This window comes from Planotetraspora thailandica, from assembly GCF_016863335.1.
Taxonomy (GTDB): Bacteria; Actinomycetota; Actinomycetes; order Streptosporangiales; family Streptosporangiaceae; genus Planotetraspora; species Planotetraspora thailandica.
This window is the reverse complement of sequence record NZ_BOOR01000007.1, coordinates 403,862-423,922: the sequence shown is the minus strand read 5'-3', so window position 1 is coordinate 423,922 and position 20,061 is coordinate 403,862. Positions and strand designations below refer to the sequence as shown.

General features: G+C 69.9%; 20 protein-coding genes. 9 read left to right on the top strand and 11 right to left on the bottom strand.

Annotated elements, in window-relative coordinates:
* Positions 1-44: 44 nt before the first annotated feature.
* From Pth03_RS06910 to ychF, 5 genes are all read right to left on the bottom strand, one after another.
* Positions 45-2,924 carry a TcpE family conjugal transfer membrane protein gene (locus tag Pth03_RS06910; RefSeq protein WP_203943265.1) on the bottom strand — a complete coding sequence of 960 codons (2,880 nt, stop codon included), beginning with the start codon at positions 2,922-2,924 and terminating at the stop codon, positions 45-47.
* Positions 2,925-2,945: 21 nt separating this feature from the next.
* Positions 2,946-3,230 (bottom strand): hypothetical protein, encoded by a 285-nt coding sequence (locus tag Pth03_RS06905; protein WP_373318502.1) that lies wholly within the window; start codon positions 3,228-3,230, stop codon positions 2,946-2,948.
* A 50-nt stretch (positions 3,231-3,280) separates the two neighbouring features.
* Positions 3,281-4,198: a conjugal transfer protein gene (locus Pth03_RS06900; RefSeq protein WP_239118816.1), complete on the bottom strand. Its 918-nt coding sequence runs from the start codon at positions 4,196-4,198 to the stop codon at positions 3,281-3,283.
* Positions 4,199-4,797: 599 nt separating this feature from the next.
* The gene (locus Pth03_RS06895; RefSeq protein ID WP_239118815.1) at positions 4,798-5,535 is read right to left on the bottom strand and encodes a VOC family protein; all 738 of its coding nucleotides are present in this window, start codon (positions 5,533-5,535) and stop codon (positions 4,798-4,800) included.
* Between the two features lie 159 nt (positions 5,536-5,694).
* Positions 5,695-6,783 carry a redox-regulated ATPase YchF gene (ychF, locus tag Pth03_RS06890; protein ID WP_203943263.1) on the bottom strand — a complete coding sequence of 363 codons (1,089 nt, stop codon included), beginning with the start codon at positions 6,781-6,783 and terminating at the stop codon, positions 5,695-5,697.
* Positions 6,784-6,881: 98 nt separating this feature from the next.
* Here ychF and Pth03_RS06885 point away from each other — a divergent pair, with 98 nt between their 5' ends.
* Positions 6,882-8,207: a DNA recombination protein RmuC gene (locus Pth03_RS06885; RefSeq protein ID WP_239118814.1), complete on the top strand. Its 1,326-nt coding sequence runs from the start codon at positions 6,882-6,884 to the stop codon at positions 8,205-8,207.
* 11 nt (positions 8,208-8,218) lie between these two features.
* On the top strand, positions 8,219-8,731 hold the full coding sequence (locus Pth03_RS06880) for a DUF6542 domain-containing protein (RefSeq protein WP_203943262.1): 513 nt from the start codon (positions 8,219-8,221) through the stop codon (positions 8,729-8,731).
* Positions 8,732-8,780: 49 nt separating this feature from the next.
* On the opposite strand, the gene Pth03_RS06875 is transcribed toward Pth03_RS06880, so the two are convergent.
* Positions 8,781-9,746, bottom strand: a complete 966-nt coding sequence (locus tag Pth03_RS06875) for a 4-hydroxy-3-methylbut-2-enyl diphosphate reductase (protein ID WP_203943261.1) — start codon at positions 9,744-9,746, stop codon at positions 8,781-8,783.
* Positions 9,747-9,834: 88 nt separating this feature from the next.
* Here Pth03_RS06875 and Pth03_RS06870 point away from each other — a divergent pair, with 88 nt between their 5' ends.
* Positions 9,835-10,467, top strand: a complete 633-nt coding sequence (locus Pth03_RS06870; RefSeq protein WP_203943260.1) for a DUF8129 domain-containing protein — start codon at positions 9,835-9,837, stop codon at positions 10,465-10,467.
* 153 nt (positions 10,468-10,620) lie between these two features.
* Entirely contained in the window at positions 10,621-11,823 is a 1,203-nt protein-coding gene (xseA, locus tag Pth03_RS06865; protein WP_203943259.1) for an exodeoxyribonuclease VII large subunit, read from the top strand.
* 5 nt (positions 11,824-11,828) lie between these two features.
* Here the strand turns inward: xseA and asnB are convergent, their stop codons facing one another.
* Complete coding sequence (gene asnB / locus Pth03_RS06860; RefSeq protein WP_203943258.1) at positions 11,829-13,673, bottom strand: asparagine synthase (glutamine-hydrolyzing); 1,845 nt, start codon at positions 13,671-13,673, stop codon at positions 11,829-11,831.
* A 123-nt stretch (positions 13,674-13,796) separates the two neighbouring features.
* On the opposite strand from asnB, the gene Pth03_RS06855 reads away from it, so the two are divergent.
* A complete protein-coding gene (locus tag Pth03_RS06855; protein WP_203943257.1) occupies positions 13,797-14,036 on the top strand; it encodes an exodeoxyribonuclease VII small subunit in 240 nt (79 codons plus the stop codon).
* A gap of 33 nt (positions 14,037-14,069) precedes the next feature.
* Here the strand turns inward: Pth03_RS06855 and Pth03_RS06850 are convergent, their stop codons facing one another.
* On the bottom strand, positions 14,070-14,618 hold the full coding sequence (locus Pth03_RS06850) for a DUF4245 domain-containing protein (RefSeq protein ID WP_203943256.1): 549 nt from the start codon (positions 14,616-14,618) through the stop codon (positions 14,070-14,072).
* Between the two features lie 87 nt (positions 14,619-14,705).
* Complete coding sequence (locus Pth03_RS06845) at positions 14,706-15,296, bottom strand: TetR/AcrR family transcriptional regulator (RefSeq protein ID WP_203943255.1); 591 nt, start codon at positions 15,294-15,296, stop codon at positions 14,706-14,708.
* Positions 15,297-15,435: 139 nt separating this feature from the next.
* Between Pth03_RS06845 and glpX the strand changes: the two genes are divergently transcribed.
* The 3 genes from glpX to Pth03_RS06830 all read left to right on the top strand — a co-directional run bounded on the left by glpX (position 15,436) and on the right by Pth03_RS06830 (position 17,189).
* The gene (gene glpX, locus Pth03_RS06840; RefSeq protein WP_203943254.1) at positions 15,436-16,464 is read left to right on the top strand and encodes a class II fructose-bisphosphatase; all 1,029 of its coding nucleotides are present in this window, start codon (positions 15,436-15,438) and stop codon (positions 16,462-16,464) included.
* A gap of 78 nt (positions 16,465-16,542) precedes the next feature.
* Complete coding sequence (locus tag Pth03_RS06835) at positions 16,543-16,893, top strand: type II toxin-antitoxin system RelE/ParE family toxin (protein ID WP_203943253.1); 351 nt, start codon at positions 16,543-16,545, stop codon at positions 16,891-16,893.
* A complete protein-coding gene (locus Pth03_RS06830) occupies positions 16,890-17,189 on the top strand; it encodes a helix-turn-helix domain-containing protein (protein ID WP_203943252.1) in 300 nt (99 codons plus the stop codon). Before Pth03_RS06835 ends, Pth03_RS06830 begins: the two co-directional genes overlap by 4 nt.
* A gap of 25 nt (positions 17,190-17,214) precedes the next feature.
* Here Pth03_RS06830 and Pth03_RS06825 read toward each other — a convergent pair whose 3' ends face one another.
* Entirely contained in the window at positions 17,215-17,862 is a 648-nt protein-coding gene (locus Pth03_RS06825; protein WP_239118813.1) for a DUF1707 SHOCT-like domain-containing protein, read from the bottom strand.
* Positions 17,863-17,974: 112 nt separating this feature from the next.
* On the opposite strand from Pth03_RS06825, the gene Pth03_RS06820 reads away from it, so the two are divergent.
* Positions 17,975-19,156, top strand: coding sequence for an MFS transporter (locus Pth03_RS06820; RefSeq protein WP_203943250.1), 1,182 nt, complete (start codon positions 17,975-17,977; stop codon positions 19,154-19,156).
* Between the two features lie 36 nt (positions 19,157-19,192).
* Here Pth03_RS06820 and iolB read toward each other — a convergent pair whose 3' ends face one another.
* Positions 19,193-20,008: a 5-deoxy-glucuronate isomerase gene (gene iolB, locus Pth03_RS06815; protein WP_203943249.1), complete on the bottom strand. Its 816-nt coding sequence runs from the start codon at positions 20,006-20,008 to the stop codon at positions 19,193-19,195.
* Positions 20,009-20,061: the final 53 nt, after the last annotated feature.

Here is a 20,061-nt window from a genome sequence, read left to right as displayed (position 1 = left end):
GCGCTCATCGGTCGCTCACCAACTTCCTCGCTCGCTCCGGGCGCTCATTTGGCCACCTCCTGCTTGGCCTGGATGGTCGCCAAGCCGCTCACGATCACTCCTGCCAATGCAACGTACGCCCTGCGTCCACCGGTCCGTAGGTGGTTGACGTCAACCGGTCCGGGACGGCCGGGTGCGAGCTCGTCCTCCCACGGCACCCGGACGATGGCCCGGCAGCGCCCGCTGGCCACCGCCTCGGCCTGCTCGACGTCCGGCATGCTCCGCCGGCTCACCCCGTTGATCACCATGACGGCCCTGCGCCGCAGGTCGGAGACGCCGTGACCGTCGAGCCACTCGTACGTCATCGCGATGGACTCCGACGCGTCCTCACTCGCGGGCGCGACGAGCACCAGCTGGTCGGTGTACGGCAGGAGCCGGGCGGCGAGCGCGGCCGCCGGGTCGACGACGACCAGGCGGTAGTGCTGGTCGAGCGTGGCCAGCGTGCGCCGCCAGTCGTTCAGCAACGCCCGGTCCGACAACCGCTGCTCGGCCCCGGCGTCGGTGTCGGCGCCCACGACCTCGAGACCCGACTCGCATCGCGAGGTGTAGGACCGCATGCCGAGGTAGCCGCTCACGGACCGCGACCCCTCCAGCAGCGAGGTCAGCGTCTCCGGCGACTCGGCCTGAATTCGCGATGTGAGCGTGTCGTCCCCGCTGTTGGCGTCGAGGGCGAGCACGCGGTCGTCCCGGTAGCGGGCCAGCGTGTGGCCCAGCATGAGCGCCGTGGTGGTCTGGCCCGCACCTCCGGTGCAGCCCAGCACCATGATCCGCCTGCTCGTCGTGAGCGGCGTGCGGGCCCTCGCTTCGTCGATCTCCATGCCGTCGGTACGGCTGCCGCCGACGACCACCTGGGCGAGCTTGCGCCACCCGCCCGATGAGCCGCGGCCGACGACGGACTCCACCCTCCGGACGCGTGGTTCGCTCACCGGCGCCCCAGGCGTGGTGGTGGGCGGGAGCACCGGGCTGGCGGGCCCGCTGGGCCCCCCGACCTGCGAGGCGGAGGGCACAGTCCTGATCGACACTCCTCTGTGCCCCGTGCCCGGTGCGACCGGAGACGCAGGACCGGACGGAAGCACCGGAGGCGTCGACGGCTGTCCCGTTTCTGCGGCGCGGGCGGCCTCAGCCGGTCGGACGGCCTCAGCAGGACGGCTCTCGCCGCCACCGGCCTCCGCCGGACCCCGAGTGCCGGACGGGCCCTCCATCTCGGTGGGGCGCTGCGTTTCGACCGGGCGGACGGGCCGGGGAGGCTGGCCCTTCCTGTGCTGCTCCCACGCCTCGCGCTGCCGCTCCGACGGGCCGGCCGTACGCGGCGCGGTCGCGCCGGCCTCCTGCTCGGACGCACCCGCGTCCGGCTCAGACGCGTCCGGGCGCACGTCGGGCGCCTCGGGACGCGCACCGGTCACATCAGGACTCGGTGCGGGCGTGCCGGAAGTCTTTTCTGGAGCGTGCTGCGGCGCCTCGGGCGCGACCGCCTCCGGCGGCGTCAGAGAACCGATCGTAGGGGGCTTGGGAGCGATGGCCTGCGGTTTGGTCGCCTCCGGACGGGAGTCCAGGGCGCGGGGCACCGGCACGCCCGGCGGAAGCTCGGGCGTGTTCCGCTCATCGTGCTCGGCGGACGCGGCCAGCCGCCGCAACCGTCGCAGCGCTTCGGTGCCGATCGGCGGAGCAGGAGCCGTACCGCGCCGCTCGGCCGCGCCGGGCTCCTGCGGGCTCTCCTGGGACGCATCGCCAGGGCGGACCTCGGGCTGAGTGGCCGCGCCGGGACGGGGATCCGCCGGAACCTGCCCGGCGTCAGAGGATGGCCCGCTCTGCGCCGCCGGCAGGAAGAAGGCAGGGTCACTCGCCGGCGGAGTCTCCGGAACGGCAGAGGCCGCTGCCGCGGCGGCCGCGACCGCGGGATGCACCGTCGCGGGAGATCCCGCAGCGGGAACGGCGGGCGTGGGACGCGCCGGCTCGGCAGAGTCAGCAGAGCGCAAGTCAGTAGGGCGCAGCTCGGCAGGGCGCGACTCGGCTGGGGGCAGTGCGGCGGCGGGGCGCGACTCGGCAGGGCGCGACTCGGCACGGGGCAACGCGACCGGGGGCAGCGCGGCAGGGGGAACGGGACGCGGGGGAATGGCACGCTCCGGGGTCCAGGGTTCGACCGCCTTGCCGCGGCCCCTGCCTCGTGCGCCTCCCGATCCTGTGCCCTTGCCTGTGCCCTTTCCCTTGCCTGGGCCCGCCCCTGAGCCTCCTGAACCGGTCCCCCTGACCGGCGTGCCGGCCGTACCTCTGACGGACGGGCCCGCGGATCCGGTGCCCCGTACGGCGCGGCCCCGCGAGCCGCCTCCCCTGGAGCCGGCCTCTGCGGCCGGGCGCCGGGAGGGGCTCCCTGTGCTTGCGAGGTTTCTGGCGGCCATTCCTCTGATCGGGGTGCCGGCGACCTCCGCACCCGTGTCCGCCGTCACCGCGGCCTCGGCAGCCGCGACGGCCGGCTGTTCCGCCCTGCGGGCGGCCTTGACGCTGACACGCGGAAGCGGCGGGGCGATCCGCCACACCCGGGCGGTGAAGGAGACCTCCTCGGGCTCCGCCGACGGCGCCATACGGCACCACGTGCGGGGCTCGGCGAGATAGCGCAGCTGCGACTGCAGGACCTCGGTCAGCCGCTTGCCCTCGATCACGGGCCGGGTCGACAACCAGGTCACGATCCCGGGGGGAAGCAGGTAGACCACGTGCCAGGGCGCGGCGAAGGGAACTTTCACCAGCCAGAGGAGGACCCACCAGGGGACCGAGACGCCCACGAACACACCGATCCAGACGATCGGAAGCGGCATCGGCAGCCGTAGGTCGTACAGCTTGTAAAGCCGCTTCTCAATTCGCCAGATATTCGTATATGTGGGGAGATCCACCCGATCCTCCTCTCCGCCGGATCACTTGATTCCGAGCGCGCCCGCGATCGCCTTCGCCGCCACCTCGATGATGTTGGGGACGTAGAAGATCACGCCGATCGCGATCGCCAGAAGGATGAACTGAACGAATCTGGTGATCTCACGAGTGAAGAGGAAGAACAGCGCCACGACGGAGACGATCGCGAGGAACAGCGGCGCGAAGAAGGTCCGCAGGAAGTCGGCCAGTCCCTCGGTGTTGATTCCGCCTGTCGGCGCCTGTGGCGTGGCCAGATGCAACGCACTGTCCACGATGGTCTTCAAAATCAATTCTCGCCCTCCCGGGGGTATGGATCAGCGATGTCATGGCCGGGCATGCGCTACCCCACGGACCGGCTCGCACCTTGGACCTGCTGGACGAACCACTTGCCGCCCTGCTTCTCCATGGACAACGTGTAAGCCTGCTCCAAGCCGCCGGGCTGGACGGACGGGTCGTTCTCTCCCGACGTCGAAACGGCGTCGGACCCGTTCGACGAGATGGCCCACACGACCACAGCGGTGACCTCCCTGCTGTTCGCCGCGCCTTCGGGCACGATGAGCTGGTCGAGTTTCGCCAGGGTGAACTCCCCGTTGAAGCCGTTGATCGTCACTCCGCTCGCGACATAGCGCTGCAGATCAACCGGGTCACCCGACGCGAACGCCTTGAAGAAGCCCTCGATCTGCGGGCGGAGCTCCGCCTCCGTCGCCCCGTCGCGAGCCGGATCGGCCGGCTGGGGCAGCCCCGCGATCGCGGGAGCGGGCAGCAGCCCCGGCTGGGCGGACACCACGAAATGTCCCTGGTCGTAATAAACCGGAACAGAGAGCAAACCCCGCTCTCCGCCCGACTGATAGGACACCGTGACGACCGCGTCGTGGTCGCCGTTCACTTTGATTCCGGAGAACTGGATCGACCCGGCGGTCATCCGGCCGTATCCGTTCCATCCGAACTGGTCGTCGGCGCCCTGGGGAAGAAAAGGCCGCAACCGTTCCGCTCTTTGCTGCGCGTTCGAGGCGTCGTAATTCAAATAGACGGCGGCGAACTGGTTGGCAAATGCGGCGGCCTGCGTCACGGGGAATTCAGAATCGGTCGGCTCGGCCGCCGTCGTGGTTTTCGTGTCGCCCTGGCTGAAACGCTCGAACGGCGCCCGCACGCCGTTGACGACGATGACGATGATCAACGCCCACAGGATCGCGCGGCCCGTCCACACGAGCCAGCGGCCTCCGCCGCCGCCCCATCCCCCGCGCTGGGAGGACGTCATGCGCGACACGGCCAACCGATCAGGACCCTCCGGAGGGTATGACTCTGGCTCGCCAGCGATCCGCGGATCCTGCTGGACGGTTGACCTGCGAGCCATCACGCCTCCGCTCGCGCCGATCCCCCCGGCTGGCGCGGTGTTGTCTTACTTTCGATCCGGTTAGCCGCATTGAAGTTTCACCCTAGCGGTCTCGCCAATTCTTCCAGTAAAGCCACGCCCATGGTGCAAGCATCGCCGTGACCGAGCAAACCAGGTCTACCTCCAGATGAGACGCCCCACGCCTGGCAGCTCGCGGGAAAGCACGTTACGCCTGGCCGAGGTCGGACATCGATTACCAAACCGCCAGGTATTGCTGTCCTAGCAGGTCAGAGACGTATCCCAAAGGCGTTTCAGACGTTGCGGCGGAACTCTGAGTCACGCGGCCGACCTGGGGATGGAACTCGACGCCCTGGTCGTGCGGCCTTTTGGCCTCACGTCGATGGTCCTTCGTTGCCGAAAGTTCACCGTGTCGTGCGCCCCGCACGCGCCTCGGGACAGCGACGCGAGCGGCACTCGCCGTACGCTCCGCCGCATGATTGCCGGGGTGTCGTCAAGGCCCCGCGTCAGGACCGGGCGAGGACGCAGAACTCGTGGCCCTCCGGGTCGGTCAGGCACGTCCACGGGACGTCGCCCTGGCCGACGTCGAGGTCGGTGGCGCCGAGGGCCCGCAGCCGGGCCACCTCCGCCGCTTTGTCGTCACCGAGGTCCGGCACCAGGTCAAGATGGACGCGGTCTGGCACGGTCTTCACGCCAGTGCGGAGGAACTCGAGATACGGGCCGACACCCTTGGCGGAGCGCCACACCGCATGGTCGTCAGTCACCTCGTGCAGGGTCCAGTCCATCGCCTCGTCCCAGAACCGGGCCATGGCCCGCGGATCCGCGCAGTCGACCACCACCCGGGCGATCGGCCCGGTGTCCCGGTAGATCTCCCGAGGCTCCAGCACGCAGAACTCGTTGCCCTCCGGGTCGGCGAGGACAGTCCACGGCACTTTGCCCTGGCCCACGTGGGCGGGCGTCGCACCAAGAGACTGGAGGCGCGCGACCAACTCCGCCTGATGGGCTGCAGAGGTGGTGGCGAGATCGAGGTGCACACGGTTCTTCGTTGTCGTCTTGGGTTCCGGGACGGCGATGACGTCGACGCAGACGGTGACCGGGTCCAGCCAATCGAAGCCGACGGGTTGAGCGGCGGTCGCGCCGCGTCCCTCGCTGGAAACATCCCAGCCGAGAGCCTCCGCCCAGAACCGGCCGACCGCCGAGTCATCAAGAGCCTTCATGTTCACCAGAACAGGTCGCAACGCCATGCCCGCGATCTTAGGCACCCGCTCTGCAACGACATCCGCACCGTCGCCAAACAGAGATCCAGCCGGAGAAAACAGGAAGGGGCCAGACCCTAAGATCTGGCCCCTGACCTGGGGTTTCTTGCTCTGACCAGCCACTTCAGCCGATCAAGGGATCACACATCACACGTTGAAGCGGAACTCGACGACGTCGCCGTCGCGCATGACGTAGTCCTTGCCCTCGATCCTGGCCTTGCCGGCGCCCCGCGCCGCGGTCATCGAACCGGCCTCGACCAGGTCGTCGAACGAGATGACCTCCGCCTTGATGAAGCCGCGCTGGAAGTCGGTGTGGATGACGCCGGCGGCCTCGGGAGCGGTGGCGCCCTGACGGATCGTCCAGGCGCGGGTCTCCTTGGGCCCGGCCGTCAGGTACGTCTGCAGGCCGAGCGTCTCGAAACCGACCCTGGCCAGCTGGGACAGGCCCGACTCCTCTTGGCCGACCGACTGGAGCAGTTCGAGCGCCTCGTCGTCGGGCAGCTCGACCAGCTCCGACTCGATCTTCGCGTCGAGGAAGACCGCCTCGGCGGGCGCCACGATCTGCGACAGGCGCGCCCGCAGGTCGCCGTCGGCGAGCTCGTCCGCGTCGAGGTTGAAGACGTAGAGGAACGGCTTGGCGGTCAGCAGGTGCAGCTCACGCAGATCGGCGAGGTCGATGCCCGCCGACGCCGCCCCGGCGTAGAGGGTCGTCCCGGTGTCGAGCAGCTTGGCGGCGGCCTCGGCCGCCTCCAGCAGCACCTTCTTGTCCTTGTTGGTCCGCGCTTCCTTCTGGAGACGGGGAACGGCCTTCTCGATCGTCTGCAGATCGGCGAGGATCAGCTCGGTGTTGATCGTCTCGATGTCGCGCTCGGGCGCCACGTCGCCGTCGACGTGGGTCACGTCGGGGTCGGAGAACACCCGGATGACCTGGCAGATCGCGTCGGTCTCGCGGATGTTGGCCAGGAACTGGTTTCCCCTGCCCTGTCCCTCCGACGCGCCCTTGACGAGCCCGGCGATGTCGACGAACTCCACCTTGGCGGGCAGGATCCGCGCCGATTCGTAGATCTCCGCCAGCCGGGCCAGCCGCGGATCGGGCACGCCGACGATTCCCACGTTGGGCTCGATCGTGGCGAACGGGTAGTTCGCCGCCAGCGCGTTGCCGCTCTTGGTCAGGGCGTTGAAAAGAGTGGACTTGCCGACGTTGGGCAGGCCGACGATGCCGATGCTCAGGCTCACGTTCGCCGAGTTTACGGGCCCACGCCGGTGAGCAGCACATCAAGCGCTCCGACGGTCCGGGTGCGCGCGCCTCCCCGTGCGGAGAGGGACAACCTGGGATGATCCAGACCGTGGACGTCGTGGCTCTCGCACTCTGGCTGGCCGTTGGCCTCGCGGCCGGGCTCGTGATCGGCTTCACGCTCGGCCGTGGGCGGGTGACCCGCGAAAGCGCCGGCGCCGCCGTCGAGCTGGCCGAGGCGCAGGCCCGGGCGCGGGCGGCCGAAGACAGGGTCGCCTTCGTCGAGGCCCAGCTTCCCGAGCGTTTCCAGGCGCTTTCCGCGCGTGCCCTCGACGTCGCCAATCTGCGGTTCCTGGAACTCGCGGAAAGCCGCCTGAACACCACGAGGGCCGAAGCGGCAGGCGATCTCGACCAGCGACGGCAGGCCGTGGAGAACCTCGTGGCCCCGCTCAGGGAGACCCTCGCGCGGGTCGAGGACCAGCTCAGGGAGAGCGAGTCGGGAGCGAGGGCGGCCCGCGCCGAGCTCGGCAAGCAGATGGACTTCGTCCGGGCGAGCTCCGAGCAGCTCAAGGCCCAGACGACGGCCCTGGTCCGCGCACTCCAGCGGCCGGAGGCGCGCGGCCGATGGGGAGAGCTCCAGCTCCGCAGGGTCGCCGAGATCGCCGGCATGGCCCGGTTCTGCGACTTCGACGAGCAGGTCAGCGCGCCGACCCCGGACGGGCTGGTCCGCCCCGACATGGTCGTACGGCTCAGCGGCGGCAAGAACATCATCGTCGACTCGAAGGTCTCGCTGGCCGCCTACCTGGAGGCGGCGGAGGCGACCGACCCCGAGCTCGCCTCGGCCCGCCTCGACGCGCACGCCCGCCACCTGCGTGAGCACGTCGACCGGCTGGCCGCCAAGTCCTACTGGCAGGCGTTCAGCCCCGCGCCCGAGTTCATGGTCCTTTTCATCCCCGGGGAGGCGTTCCTCGCCCCCGCCCTCGAGCGCGACCCCTCGTTGCTCGAATACGCCATGAAGAAGCGGGTGCACATCGCCACGCCGACCACGCTGATCACCATGCTGCGCACCGCGCAGTACGCCTGGCAGCAGGCCGCGCTGAGCGACAACGCCCGCGCGGTCTTCGACCTCGGCAAGGAGCTCTACGAGCGGCTCGGCGGCCTCGGCCGCCATGTGGACGGGCTCGGCCGGGCGTTGTCGAGGGCGGTCGCCGCCTACAACCAGACCGTGGGGTCGCTGGAGAACAGGGTGCTCGTCAGCGCGCGCAAGATGAACGACCTCGGCCTGACGAACACGCCTCTCGATCCGCCGGCTCCCGTCGAAGACGTTCCACGTCTGGTCGGGATGCCGGAACTCGATGGTGAAGAGCAGGTAAGCTCTCCGCCTTTCCCCCGCCAGAACGGTAAATTCACGCGAGACTTGTCGTAAGAGGGGGCTCGATGACAAGCACCGACCAGGCAAGACTCAAGCTGACGGCTCGGGGAGCCGTCAGCCTGCTGTTCGCCGTCACCCTGCTGGGGCAGATTCTCCCGCTGTCCGGTCCGGCCTTCGTCGCCGGCTGCGTCGTCGCCGCGCTCCTGGTTCAGCCGCGCGACCTGCTGCCCCTGGTGGTCACCCCTCCGCTGATCTTCTTCGGCGCCACGGTTCTCGTGGAGGTCGTGCGGTCGATCGGCTCCGCATCGATGCTACAGACGCTCGGGCTCGGGCTGTTCACGGCGCTGTCGTCGGGTGCGCCCTGGCTGTTCGGCGGCTCCGCCCTGATGCTGGGCATCGCATGGCGGCGGGGCCTGCGCGACAACGTTCGCGACCTGCGCCATGACCTGGGCTCGGGCGTCGCCGCCGGTGTGCCCCGGCAGCGCGCCAGCGTCGAGACGGCCTTCGCCCCCGAACCGGAGGGGTACTTCGAGCCCCGCGTGTACGGCAAGGCCTCCACGAGCGAGCAGGGCGACTGAAGTCCTCCGCGTTGAAGGACGACCTGGCCGGGGAGGCGCCAGGCGCCGCTCAGGCGGAGCGCAGGTCGCGCCGCAGCTCGTGAGGCAGCGCGAACCGCATGCTCTCCTTGACCGACTCGACCTCGTGGACGTCGGCGAACCCGAGGTCGGCGAGCCTGGCCAGCACCCCGTCGACGAGCTCCTCGGGGACGGAGGCGCCGCTGGTGACGCCGACCGTGGTCACCCCGTCGAGCCATTCCTCCTGGACGAACGACGCGTCGTCCACCAGGTAAGAGGCGTCGGCGCCGTAGTCCTTGGCCACCTCGACCAGGCGCTTGGAGTTGGAGGAGTTGGCCGACCCGACCACGATGACCAGTTCCGACTCCGCGGCGATCTCCTTCACGGCGGTCTGCCGGTTGGAGGTGGCGTAGCAGATGTCGTCGCTCGGGGGGTCGATCAGGTTGGGGAAGCGCCCGCGAAGACGGGACACGGTCTCCTCGGTCTCGTCGACGGAAAGGGTGGTCTGGGAGAGCCAGACGACCTTCTCGGGGTCGCGGACCTCGATCGTCTCGACGCTGTCGAGGCCGTCGACCAGCTGGATGTGCTGCGGCGCCTCTCCGGCGGTGCCCTCGACCTCCTCGTGGCCCTCGTGGCCGATGAGAAGGATGTCGTAGTCCTTGGCGGCGAACCGCTTGGCCTCGTTGTGGACCTTGGTGACCAGGGGGCAGGTGGCGTCGATCGTCTTGAGACCGCGGGCGGCGGCCTCCTCGTGGACGCTCGGCGCGACTCCGTGGGCGGAGAACACCACGATGGCGCCTTCGGGAACCTGCTCGGTGTCCTCGACGAACACCGCGCCGCGGGCCTCGAGCGTCTTCACGACGTGGGTGTTGTGGACGATCTGCTTGCGGACGTAGACGGGCGCGCCGTACTGGTCGAGCGCCTTCTCGACCGCCTCGACGGCGCGATCCACTCCCGCGCAGTAGCCACGCGGCTTGGCGAGCAGGACACGGCGGGCCCGAGGGGTCTCTGAATCCATGTTCCTATGCTATGTGGAACGCCAGCCGCCTCTTGACCGTGGTCTTGGGAGACTGGATGTCCAACGACATATCTCCCCAGGAGCTGCGATGTCCGTCCTTAGAGCCGTCACCAAACCCCTGCGTGAGGTTTTGCATCAGGGTGACCAGCTGCGCGAGAAGGCCAAGGACCTGCCCGTTCACATCCTGCAGACCGCTTTGAGCGGCGTGGGACAGGCGTTGCTGCTCACCGACCGGGTCCGGACGACGATCAAGCGTCTGACCAGCACCGAGGAAGAAACCGTGGAGCGGGCGACCACCCCGGCTCCAGCGCCGGCGGCAAAGCCCGCGGGCGCGCCCGAGAAGGCGGAAAAGGCGCCCGAACCGGCCGCGGAACCGGAGCCCGCCCGGCGCGAGCCCGTCATCTACGCGCCCAGGAAGGAGAGCGCGCCCGCGAAGGAGCAGGAGGCCGCCACGAAGGCGACCGCCGAGCCCGCCGCGGCTGAGGAAAAGCCTGTCAAGAAGGCGGCCGAGCCCCGCAAGCCGCGGGCGGCCGCCCGGAAGGCGACGGACGAGCCCCTGCCCGGCTACGGTGAGCTGACGATGGCATCCCTGCGGGGGCGCCTGCGCGGCCAGTCGATCGAGCAGATTCGCGAACTGCTCGCCTACGAGAAGGCGCACGCGGGACGTCCCGAGATCGTCCGCCTGTACGAGAACCGCCTCACGAAGCTCGAAGCCCAGTGACAGAAGCACAGTGATCAGAGCCCAGTGACGGAAGCCCCGCGCACGGCCTGATCGCCGGCCCGCCACGGCCGCGGCGCCGGAGTCCGGCCGGCCGGTTCTGAGCCACGCCGGTTCGCACAGCACACCCCCGAAGCCCAACTCTGAGGAGGCCATGTGACCGCGAAGACCTCGCCGGAGGCGCCGCTGCCGATCCGGTCGGTGCTGCAGATGGTCGCCCAGTGGATCGGCAAGCTGGGCACCATCTGGGTGGAGGGGCAGATCACCGACCTGACCGCCCGCGGTTCCACGGTGTTCCTCACGCTCCGTGACCCGGTGGCCAACGTCTCGGCGCGCGTCACCTGCTCCCGCGGCGTCTACGAGGCCAGCGTGCCCCGCCCTGTGGACGGCGCCCGCGTGGTCATGCACGTGAAGCCGGACTTCTGGGTCAACAAGGGCTCGTTCTCCTTCACCGCGACCGAGATCAGGCCGGTCGGCATCGGCGAACTGCTGGCCCGGCTGGAAAGGCTCCGGCAGGTGCTGGCCGGCGAAGGCCTGTTCAACGTCGACAGGAAGCGGCGGCTGCCGTTCCTGCCGGGCACCATCGGCCTGATCTGCGGGCGCGACTCCGCGGCCGAGCGTGACGTGCTGGAGAACGCCCGCCGCCGCTGGCCTGCCGTACGGTTCCGGGTGGAGGCGGTGGCCGTCCAGGGTCCCTACGCGGTCGGCGAGGTGACCGAGGCGCTGCGCAGGCTCGACGCCGATCCCGACGTGGACGTGATCGTCGTCGCGCGCGGCGGCGGGTCGCTGGAAGATCTGCTTCCGTTCTCCGACGAGTCGCTCGTGCGCGCCGTCGCCGCCTGCCGTACCCCTGTGGTGAGCGCCATCGGGCACGAGCAGGACAGCCCGCTGCTCGACCTCGTGGCCGACGTGCGGGCCTCCACGCCGACGGACGCGGCCAAGAAGATCGTGCCCGACGTCGGCGAGCAGCTCACCCTGATCCGCCAGCTCAGGGACCGGGGCCGCCGGATGGTCGGGGGCTGGCTCGACCGGGAGTCGTCGTGGCTGGCGTCGGTGCGCTCCCGCCCCTCGCTCGCCGACCCGGTGCGTGAGCTGGACCGGCGAGCCGAGCAGGTCGACGCCCTGCGGGACCGTGCGCGGCGTTGCCTCACCTCCTCGCTGGACCGCTCGTCCGACTCGCTCGGCCACCTGCGGGCCCGGCTCGTGGCCCTGTCGCCCGCCGCGACCCTGGAGCGCGGCTACGCGATCGCGCAACGCCCCTCAGGAGAGGTCGTACGGCTGGCGGCGGACGTCAAGCCCGGCGACGAGCTCACGATCCGCTTCTCCGACGACCGGGTGACGGTGACCGCCCAGGACTGAGTGCCCTAGACGACGATCCGGGTGCCGTAGTCCTCCAGCCAGGTGTTGAACTGGAGCAGCCCCTCGAGTGACGAGCGCGGCCCCTGGAGGCTCATGGTGCCCAGGGGCTCGTCGATGATCGCGCGGACCTTGTCCGTGTCGACCAGGGACGCGGCGGCGAAGTCGCCGCTCCCGAGTAGCCGGGTGACTTCGAGCCGCAGGGCCTCCTCGTAGGTCGGGTCCTGCGTCGAGGGGTAAGGGCTCTTGAGCCGGTCGCGGACCGAGACGGGCAGCACGTCGCCTGCCGCGGCGCGCAGGAGGCTCTTCTCCCTGCCGTCGAAGGTCTTCATCCGCCACGGGGCGTTGAAGACGTATTCGACCAACCGGTGGTCGCAGAACGGCACGCGCACTTCGAGCCCGACGGCCATGCTCATGCGGTCCTTGCGGTCGAGCAGGATCTGGACGAACCGCGTGAGGTGCAGGTAGCTGATCTCCCGCATGCGCCTTTCCAGGCCGGTCTCGCCCGGCAGCCTGGGCACCTCGGCCAGGGCCTGCTGGTAGCGGTCGGCCCGGTAGGCCGGGATGTCGAGCTTGCGGAGCAGGTCGTCGGGCATGAAGCCGCCGCGGGCGGAGTGCCCGGCCAGGCCCACGCCGGCCAGCCACGGGAAGGTGCCGGCGTTGACCGCCTCCGGATCATGGAACCACTTGTATCCGCCGAAGACCTCGTCGGCCGACTCACCGGACAACGCCACCGTGGAGTGGCCGCGGATCGCCTTGAACAGCAGGTACAGCGAGGTGTCCATGTCGCCGATGCCGATCGGAAGGTCCCTGGCGCGCAACACCGCGTCGCGCACCGCCGGGTCCATCAGGTCGGCCGAGTTCAGGACGATGTCGGTGTGATCGGAGCCGACGTGCCGCACGAGATCGTGGACGTACGGCGTGTCCGGGGTGTCGCGCATCTCATCCGGCTGGAAGTTCTCCGTGTAGCCGGTGAAGTCGACGGAGAACGAGCGGACCTTGCCGGTGCCCTCCAGCGCCCGGGCGGCGAGAGCGGTGACGGCGCTGGAGTCGAGCCCTCCGGACAGGAGGGTGCACAGCGGCACGTCGGAGATGAGCTGGCGGGCGACGATGTCGTCCAGCAGTTCCCGCACGTTCCTGACGGTCGTGGGGATGTCGTCGGTGTGCTCGCGGGCTTCGAGCCGCCAGTAGCGCCGCTTGCTCACGCCTTCGCGGCGGATCCTGACGATCTGGCCGGGGCGCACCTCGTACATGCCGCGGAAGACGCCGTTCTCCGGCGTCTTGACGAAGGCGAGCAGCTCGCGGAGCCCGTCGGCGTCGACCACCCGCTGCGCGAGCGGGTTGGCGAGGATCGCCTTGGGCTCGGAGCCGAAGAGCACCCCCGAGGGCGTCGGGTAGTAGTACAGCGGTTTGATGCCCATCCGGTCACGGACGAGCAGCAGCTCCTCGGTGCGGGTGTCCCAGATGGCCAGGGCGTACATGCCGTTGAGGTGGGTGGCGAAGTCTTCGCCCCACTCCATGTAGGCCTCGAGGACCACCTCGGTGTCGCTCTCGGTCCGGAAACGGTGCCCCCGCTGCCGAAGCTCGGCGCGAAGCTCGTGGAAGTTGTACGCCTCGCCGCTGTAGGACAGGATCGCCCGTTCCCGGCCGTCCTCCTCATTGATCATGGGCTGGCGGCCGCCCTCGATGTCGATGATCGCGAGCCTCCGGTGGCCCATCGCGGCGTGCGGCGAGAGCCACAGCCCCTCTGCGTCGGGTCCTCTGCAGGCCATCGTGTCCACCATGGCCTGTGCGGTCCCTCGCGCCTGCCGTAGGTCCCTCTCGTAGTCCACCCAGCCCGTGATTCCACACATTGTTGACGTCCCCTTCCCCCCGAAACTGGTTAGTCACACTAAGTGAAAACAGGCAAATATGGTCTTTTATGCCCATATCAGACATCGGGCATCCTGGCAGCGGATGAGATCTAAGGTGGGGGCGTGACCGACGACAAGCAGACTCCGTCGTACGAGCAGGCCAGGGAAGAGCTCACCGAGGTGGTGCGCCGGCTGGAGACGGGCGGGCTCACGCTGGAACAGTCCATCGAGCTCTGGGAGCGCGGCGAGAAGCTGGCGGCGATCTGCGAGGAGTGGCTGCAGGGCGCCAGGGTCAAGCTGGCCGCGGCGATGGCCCAGCGCGGTGATCAGCAGGAGAACGGCTCCGCCGAGGCGCCTTTCTGATCTCGGCGGCCCGGAATCGCCCGGTGAGGCCGGTCAGCCGGCCGCGGGCGTGGCGGCCGGGCGGGGCACCGGGCTCAGTGAGCCGGCGAGGGCGCTCAACTCCTGCCAGTCGGCTGAGCCGGTGACGACCACGGTGTGATCGGGCAGGATCCGGACGAGCGAGCGCTGGTCCTTGTCCGAACGGAACCGCTCCTGCCAGGCCACGCCGTTGATCTGCCGTGTTCCCGAGACCTTGTCGGTGTTAGCCATCCGGTCGGCGAAGCCCGCCTGCGGCTGCTCGTCGCTCTGCGCGACCAGGGCGTGCATCTCCTTCTCCGTGGCGAAGCCGAGCCGCCAGGAGACCGTGGACCCGGTCTGGGTGAGCGAGGAACTGTTGGGCACCCACTTCGGAAGGACCTGGCGCGGCGCCTCGACCTGGTAGGAGGCCGTGCGGGCGGCGTTGGCCTGGTCGATCGAATAGTCGATCCGCGGCACGTGGCCGGTCCTGCTCTGCGGCGTGACGAGCAGGAAGAGGCCCACGGCCGCGAGGCACACGAACAGAGCGAACGCGTAGCCGTACAAACCCTGCGTCAGTCGTCCCACGTCACACGAGACTACCGGCTCATGACCACGCCCCCGCGGCCAGCCGCTCATGCGGTGCCGCGTCCGGAGCGCCGTACGGCACGGCGATCACGACGTCGTACGGGCGATGATGCGCAGGGCGTCCTCCGCCGTCCGGCGGGCCTCCTCCGGATCCTCGGAGAGGGTCACCTCCTGCACGACCGCGGCCAGCGCGCCCGTGACCACGATGACCAGCGTGTCCTCGTGCTCGAACAGGGCGGCCGTCCTGCGCGCCCACTGGCGGAGCCGGTCGCGCATGATCACCTCGAACCCGGGAGGGGCGTCGCCCCGCAGGAAGAGCGCCGCGAGGTCTCGCTCGGCCAGGCAGCCCTCGAGGTAGGCACGAGCACCGGCCAGGAACAGGGGCATCGGATCGTTGTCGCCCGCCGCCCTGGCGTTCTGCACGGCCTGCTTGGTCCGCTGCGTCTGCCGGTGCTGGAACTCCTCGAAAAGCGTCAGATAGAGGTCGGCCTTGCCGGAGAAGTGGTGGTAGAGGCTGCCGACACTGGCGCCCGCACGGGCCACCACCTCGGTCACGCCGGCCTCGGCGAATCCACTGGTGACGAATGTCTCCCTGGCCGCGTCGAGGAGCGCGACCCGCGTGGCGGCTCCACGCTCTGACGTGCGCGCTGTGGCCGTTCGCTCGGTGTCGCCCCTCATGACGGCGACCATATCCCGACCCGCCGCCCCCTGGGGACAACCAGACCAAATGGCTCGCCACCTGCGCCAACAGGTCCAGACCAATCGGACAAAGCGCGGTCTGTCGAACTACGATCTCGACATACGGGAAAGGGGATCGATGTCCGACCACGTACCTGCCGCCCTGGCCACGGGCGAGCACGCACCCGACCGCAACCTGGCCCTGGAGCTCGTCAGGGTGACCGAGGCCGCCGCGATGGCGGCCGCCCGCTGGGTGGGCCGCGGCGACAAGAACGGCGCGGACGGCGCGGCGGTCAACGCGATGCGCCAGTTGATCAACACCGTGTCGATGCGCGGCGTCGTCGTGATCGGTGAGGGCGAGAAGGACAACGCCCCCATGCTGTACAACGGCGAGCCGGTCGGCGACGGCACCGGTCCCGAATGCGACGTGGCCGTGGACCCGATCGACGGGACCCGCCTGTGCGCGCTGGGCATGAACAACGCCGTCTCGGTCATCGCCGTCAGCGAGCGCGGCTCGATGTACGACCCCTCGGCCGTCTTCTACATGGAGAAGCTGGTCACGGGCCCCCAAGCCGCCGACAAGGTGGACATCGAGGCTCCGGTGGCCGACAACATCCGGGCGGTGGCCAAGGCCAAGGGCGCCAAGCCGTCCGACGTCACGGTGGTGGTCCTCGACCGGCCCCGGCACGAGGGCATCGTCAAGGAGATCAGGGAGACCGGGGCGCGGATCCGCTTCATCACCGACGGCGACGTGGCGGGCGCGATCATGGCGGCCCGGGCCGGAACCGGCGTCGACCTCATGCTGGGCATCGGCGGCACGCCCGAGGGCATCGTGGCGGCGTGCGCGATGAAGTGCCTGGGCGGGGTCATCCAGGGCCGCCTGTGGCCGCGCGACGACCAGGAGCGCGCCAAGGCCCTCGACGCGGGGCTCGATCTCGGTCAGGTGCTCACCACCGACGACCTGGTCCGCTCCGACGACGTGTTCTTCGCGGCGAGCGGGATCACCGACGGCGAACTGATGTACGGCGTGCGTTTCCAGGGCGGGGCGGCCGTCACGCACTCGCTCGTCATGCGGGGCAGGTCGGGCACCATCCGGAAGATCGAGAGCGAGCACCAGCTCTGGAAGCTCGGGGCCTACAGCGCGATCAACTTCGACACGGCCGTCTGAGTCCGCCCGCTCGCCTCTCGCAAATGTGTTCGCCGAACATCCGGACACGCGCGGACCTCCATCTATAGCATCATCGCTATGACCTGGGGTACCGTGGAGCTGGAGCCTGAGGTTCAGGAGTGGCTCGAAAAGTTGTCGGCAACGTCGTTCGCGAGAGCAGCCTTCTATATCGATCTCTTAGCTATGGAAGGTCCGCTACTCGGGGAGCCGTACACGCGGCAACTCGACGGCAAGCTCCGAGAGCTGCGGTTCCACATAGATGAGCTGTCGATGCGGATCGGCTACTGGATAGCTCCAGGTAGGCGGATCGTTTTGCTGACGGTCTTCTGTAAGACTCGCATGCGGGAAGACCGAGAGGTGAAGCGAGCTCGCCGGGCGCTGCTTCGCTGCATCGACCAAGCACACACGGCGGATGAGGAGCCGGAATGAACGAGCGAACCTCCTGGGGCGAGCTCAGAGGGCGGCGATTGGCCGAGCCCGGCGCGGCCGAGGCGTATGAGGCCACTCGGCTGGCTTTCGAACTCGGCCGTGCCGTACGGCAGATGCGGGAAGATCGTGGATGGAGCCAGAGTGAGCTGGCCGCCGCGGCCGACATGACACAGTCGGCCGTGGCGCGCTTCGAAGCCGGCGGCACCGTGCCCACGCTGCCGGTGCTCGAACGCCTTGCCCGGGCTCTGGACGCGGAATTGCAGGTGCGCATAAGTCCGCGGGCGCCGGCGGCCTGATCGGCGGGGATCGCCGACGAAACGGTCAGGGGCGGCGGAACAGGCTTCTCTTGGGGCGGCGGGGCGACCGGGCGACGACCTTGCCGCCGAGCACGAACCCGGCCAGCTCGATCACGGGCGCGTCGGGGGCGTGACCGGTCGCGCCCGGCGGGAGCCGTACCTCGTCGCGCACCGAACCCACCCGGGCGGAGGGGGCGGTGACGATGCGCACGCCCTCGGGGACGATCAGCGTGACCGTGCCCGCCATGACGGCCAGCTGGACGACGACGTGGCGCGACTGAAGCAGAGCCTCGCACAGGTCCATGGTGATCCGGCCGCCCACCGAGGTCACGGGCACGTGGGAGGGCACGACCCAGCGGCCGGTGCGTTGCTCGCTGCGGAAGAAGGCCGTCAGCGGGCGCTCGTCCATCCGCAGCGGCTGGCGCTCGGGGGGCAACAGGTCGGCGGTCAGTGCGGCGAGGTCGCCCAGCGTCCTCGCGGCGTAGGCTTGTCCGACCCGTTCCTCGTGCTCATCGTGGGTGAGCCTGCCGTCGCCCGCGGCCTCCGCGAGGGCGGCGATCACCCGCTCCCTGTCGGCGTCGGAGGCCCGCAGCTCCGCGGCGGCGGGAGACTGCGGCACCCGCGCGGCGAGGAAGGCGGAGACCAGGTTGCTCAGTCGAGACTCGCTGCTCACATCTTTGAGACTAAACCGATCCATCCCGGTCGATCACCCACCATTGACCAGGTGGCCGGGGGCTCCTAGTCTGACGGAACCTGAACCCCCCTCATGTTCGTCGGAGGCCGCGGTGCCTACTCCACGCGACCGGCGGGCGCGGCTCGCCACCTTCGCCGTCTTCTTCGTCCAGGGCCTCACGTTCGCCACGCTGCTCACCCAGGTCTCCGCGCTGCAGAAGAAGCACGGGCTGAGCGACGGCGAACTGACCATCCTCCTGCTCGTCGTCCCGGTCATCGCCGGCGTCGGCAGCGTGATCGCGGGGTCGCTGGCCTCGCGCCACGGCAGCCGCGTGATCCTGCGGGTCGTCCAGCCGCTGGCGTGCGCGGCCGTCTTCCTCGCCGGCCTCGCCCCCAGCGTCCCGATGCTCGTGGCGGCCAACGTACTGTTCGGGCTCGGCCTCGGCGGCGTCGACGCGGGCATGAACATGCAGGGCGTCACGGTGGAACGCCGGTACGGCAGGGCCGTGCTGACCGGGTTCCACGCGTCGTGGAGCGCGGCGGCGGTCATCGGCGCATTATGGGCCTCCGCGGCGGGCGGCATGGGGCTGGGCCTCCCCGTGACGTTCGCCATCGTGCTCGCCCCCGCCGCGATCCTGTCGCTGGTCGCGTCGGCCTGGCTCTGCACGCCAGCGGAGGAGCACGTCGAGGTGGAGGCCGCCCAGACCGGCCCCTCGATCCCGTGGAAGGCGGTCATCCCGCTCTGCCTGGCGATGGCCTTCCTCTACGTGGGCGACTCGTCGATCTCCAACTACGGATCCGTCTTCATGGACAAGATCATGAAGGCGTCGGCGGCCGTGGTGCCGCTGGCTCTGGGTGCGTACCAGGCGACGACGTTCGTGGTCAGGATCGGCGGCGACCTCGCGGTCCGCAGATGGGGGCCCGCCATGATCGTGCGGCTCGGCGCGGCCGTCGCCACACTGGGCTTCGTCGCGATCGTGCTCGCCCCGAACGAACCCCTCGCCATCGCCGGCTTCGCCCTCACCGGCATCGGCCTGTCGGTCGTGGCGCCACAGTCGTTCTCCGCGGCGGGACGCCTCGACCCGGCCGGGACCGGTCAGGCCATCGCCTGGGTCAACATGTTCAACTACGTGGGCTTCATCGTCGGCGCCGCCCTGGTCGGGGGCATCGCCGAGGCCGCCGACTACCGGATCGCGTTCGCCGCTCCCCTGGTGCTCGCCGCCGTGATCATCATCCTCGCGCGGGGCTTCGAGCCGCGTACGGCTCCCGCGGTCACGGCCACCGCCACGTCGTGAGCTGGGGCCTGTTAGCCAGGCCCGCCTGAGCGCACCTCAGGCGGGCCCGAAGGGCAGCCTCGGGTCGATCGGCTGCCCGGCCCACGAGGAGCGGATCCAGGCGTGCCGCGGGTCGTCGCGGAAGGCCATCGAGCGCTTGTCCCCCGGCCCCGCCAGCACGTTGAGGTAGTAGAGGTCGTAGCCGGGGGCCGCCATCGACGGGCCGTGATATCCGCGCGGCACCAGCACCACGTCACCGCCGCCCACCTCGGCGAGCACCTCGTGCGTGCCGTACACGCGCTGGTAGCCGGGGCCGCCCTCGAAGTAGTAGATCTCCTCCAGCACGGCCTCGCCCTCCCCGGCGGTGTCGTGCTTGTGCGGCGGATACGACGACCAGTTGCCGCCCGGCGTGAGCACCTCGACGGCGACCAGCCTGTCGCAGTCGAAGGCCTCCGGCGCGCAGAAGTCGTTGACCTGGCGGCTCGCCCGACCCGCGCCCCTGATCTCCACGGGCACCTCGGAGGCCGGGCCGTACCGCACCGGCAGCCGCCGGGCCGCCCTGGCCGAGGGGAGCGCCATGCGGCCCCTGCCGGTGATCCGCGCAGTGGCCGCGACGGGGAGGTAGGCGAAGTCGGTGACGCCCGCGAACACCGACGGGCGCCCGGCCAGGGTGAGACGCTCGCCGTCCACCTCGACCTGGCACGCGCCCGACAGCGGCACCACGAGCATCTCGTCCTGTCCGGTGCCGAACTCGACGGTGTCGCCGTCCAGGTCGAGCACGCGCAGGCCGCAGTAGTCCCACGCGGCCGACTCCGGCGTGATCTCCACCGACCACGCGCCGGCGGACGCCGTTCCGAACGGGATGTGGGTCATGTGGCGGCTCCTGCCGGGCTATGTCGTCCGGTGGGTTCCGGTGGGTACAGCAG

Coding starts and splice junctions, on each gene's coding strand:
- Pth03_RS06900 (WP_239118816.1), bottom strand. CDS start 4,198: ATGACGTCCTCCCAGCGCGGGGGATGGGGCGGCGGCGGAGGCCGCTGG.
- Pth03_RS06895 (WP_239118815.1), bottom strand. CDS start 5,535: ATGGCGTTGCGACCTGTTCTGGTGAACATGAAGGCTCTTGATGACTCG.
- Pth03_RS06885 (WP_239118814.1), top strand. CDS start 6,882: ATGATCCAGACCGTGGACGTCGTGGCTCTCGCACTCTGGCTGGCCGTT.
- Pth03_RS06880 (WP_203943262.1), top strand. CDS start 8,219: ATGACAAGCACCGACCAGGCAAGACTCAAGCTGACGGCTCGGGGAGCC.
- Pth03_RS06875 (WP_203943261.1), bottom strand. CDS start 9,746: ATGGATTCAGAGACCCCTCGGGCCCGCCGTGTCCTGCTCGCCAAGCCG.
- Pth03_RS06870 (WP_203943260.1), top strand. CDS start 9,835: ATGTCCGTCCTTAGAGCCGTCACCAAACCCCTGCGTGAGGTTTTGCAT.
- asnB (WP_203943258.1), bottom strand. CDS start 13,673: ATGTGTGGAATCACGGGCTGGGTGGACTACGAGAGGGACCTACGGCAG.
- Pth03_RS06845 (WP_203943255.1), bottom strand. CDS start 15,296: ATGAGGGGCGACACCGAGCGAACGGCCACAGCGCGCACGTCAGAGCGT.
- glpX (WP_203943254.1), top strand. CDS start 15,436: ATGTCCGACCACGTACCTGCCGCCCTGGCCACGGGCGAGCACGCACCC.
- Pth03_RS06835 (WP_203943253.1), top strand. CDS start 16,543: ATGACCTGGGGTACCGTGGAGCTGGAGCCTGAGGTTCAGGAGTGGCTC.
- Pth03_RS06830 (WP_203943252.1), top strand. CDS start 16,890: ATGAACGAGCGAACCTCCTGGGGCGAGCTCAGAGGGCGGCGATTGGCC.
- iolB (WP_203943249.1), bottom strand. CDS start 20,008: ATGACCCACATCCCGTTCGGAACGGCGTCCGCCGGCGCGTGGTCGGTG.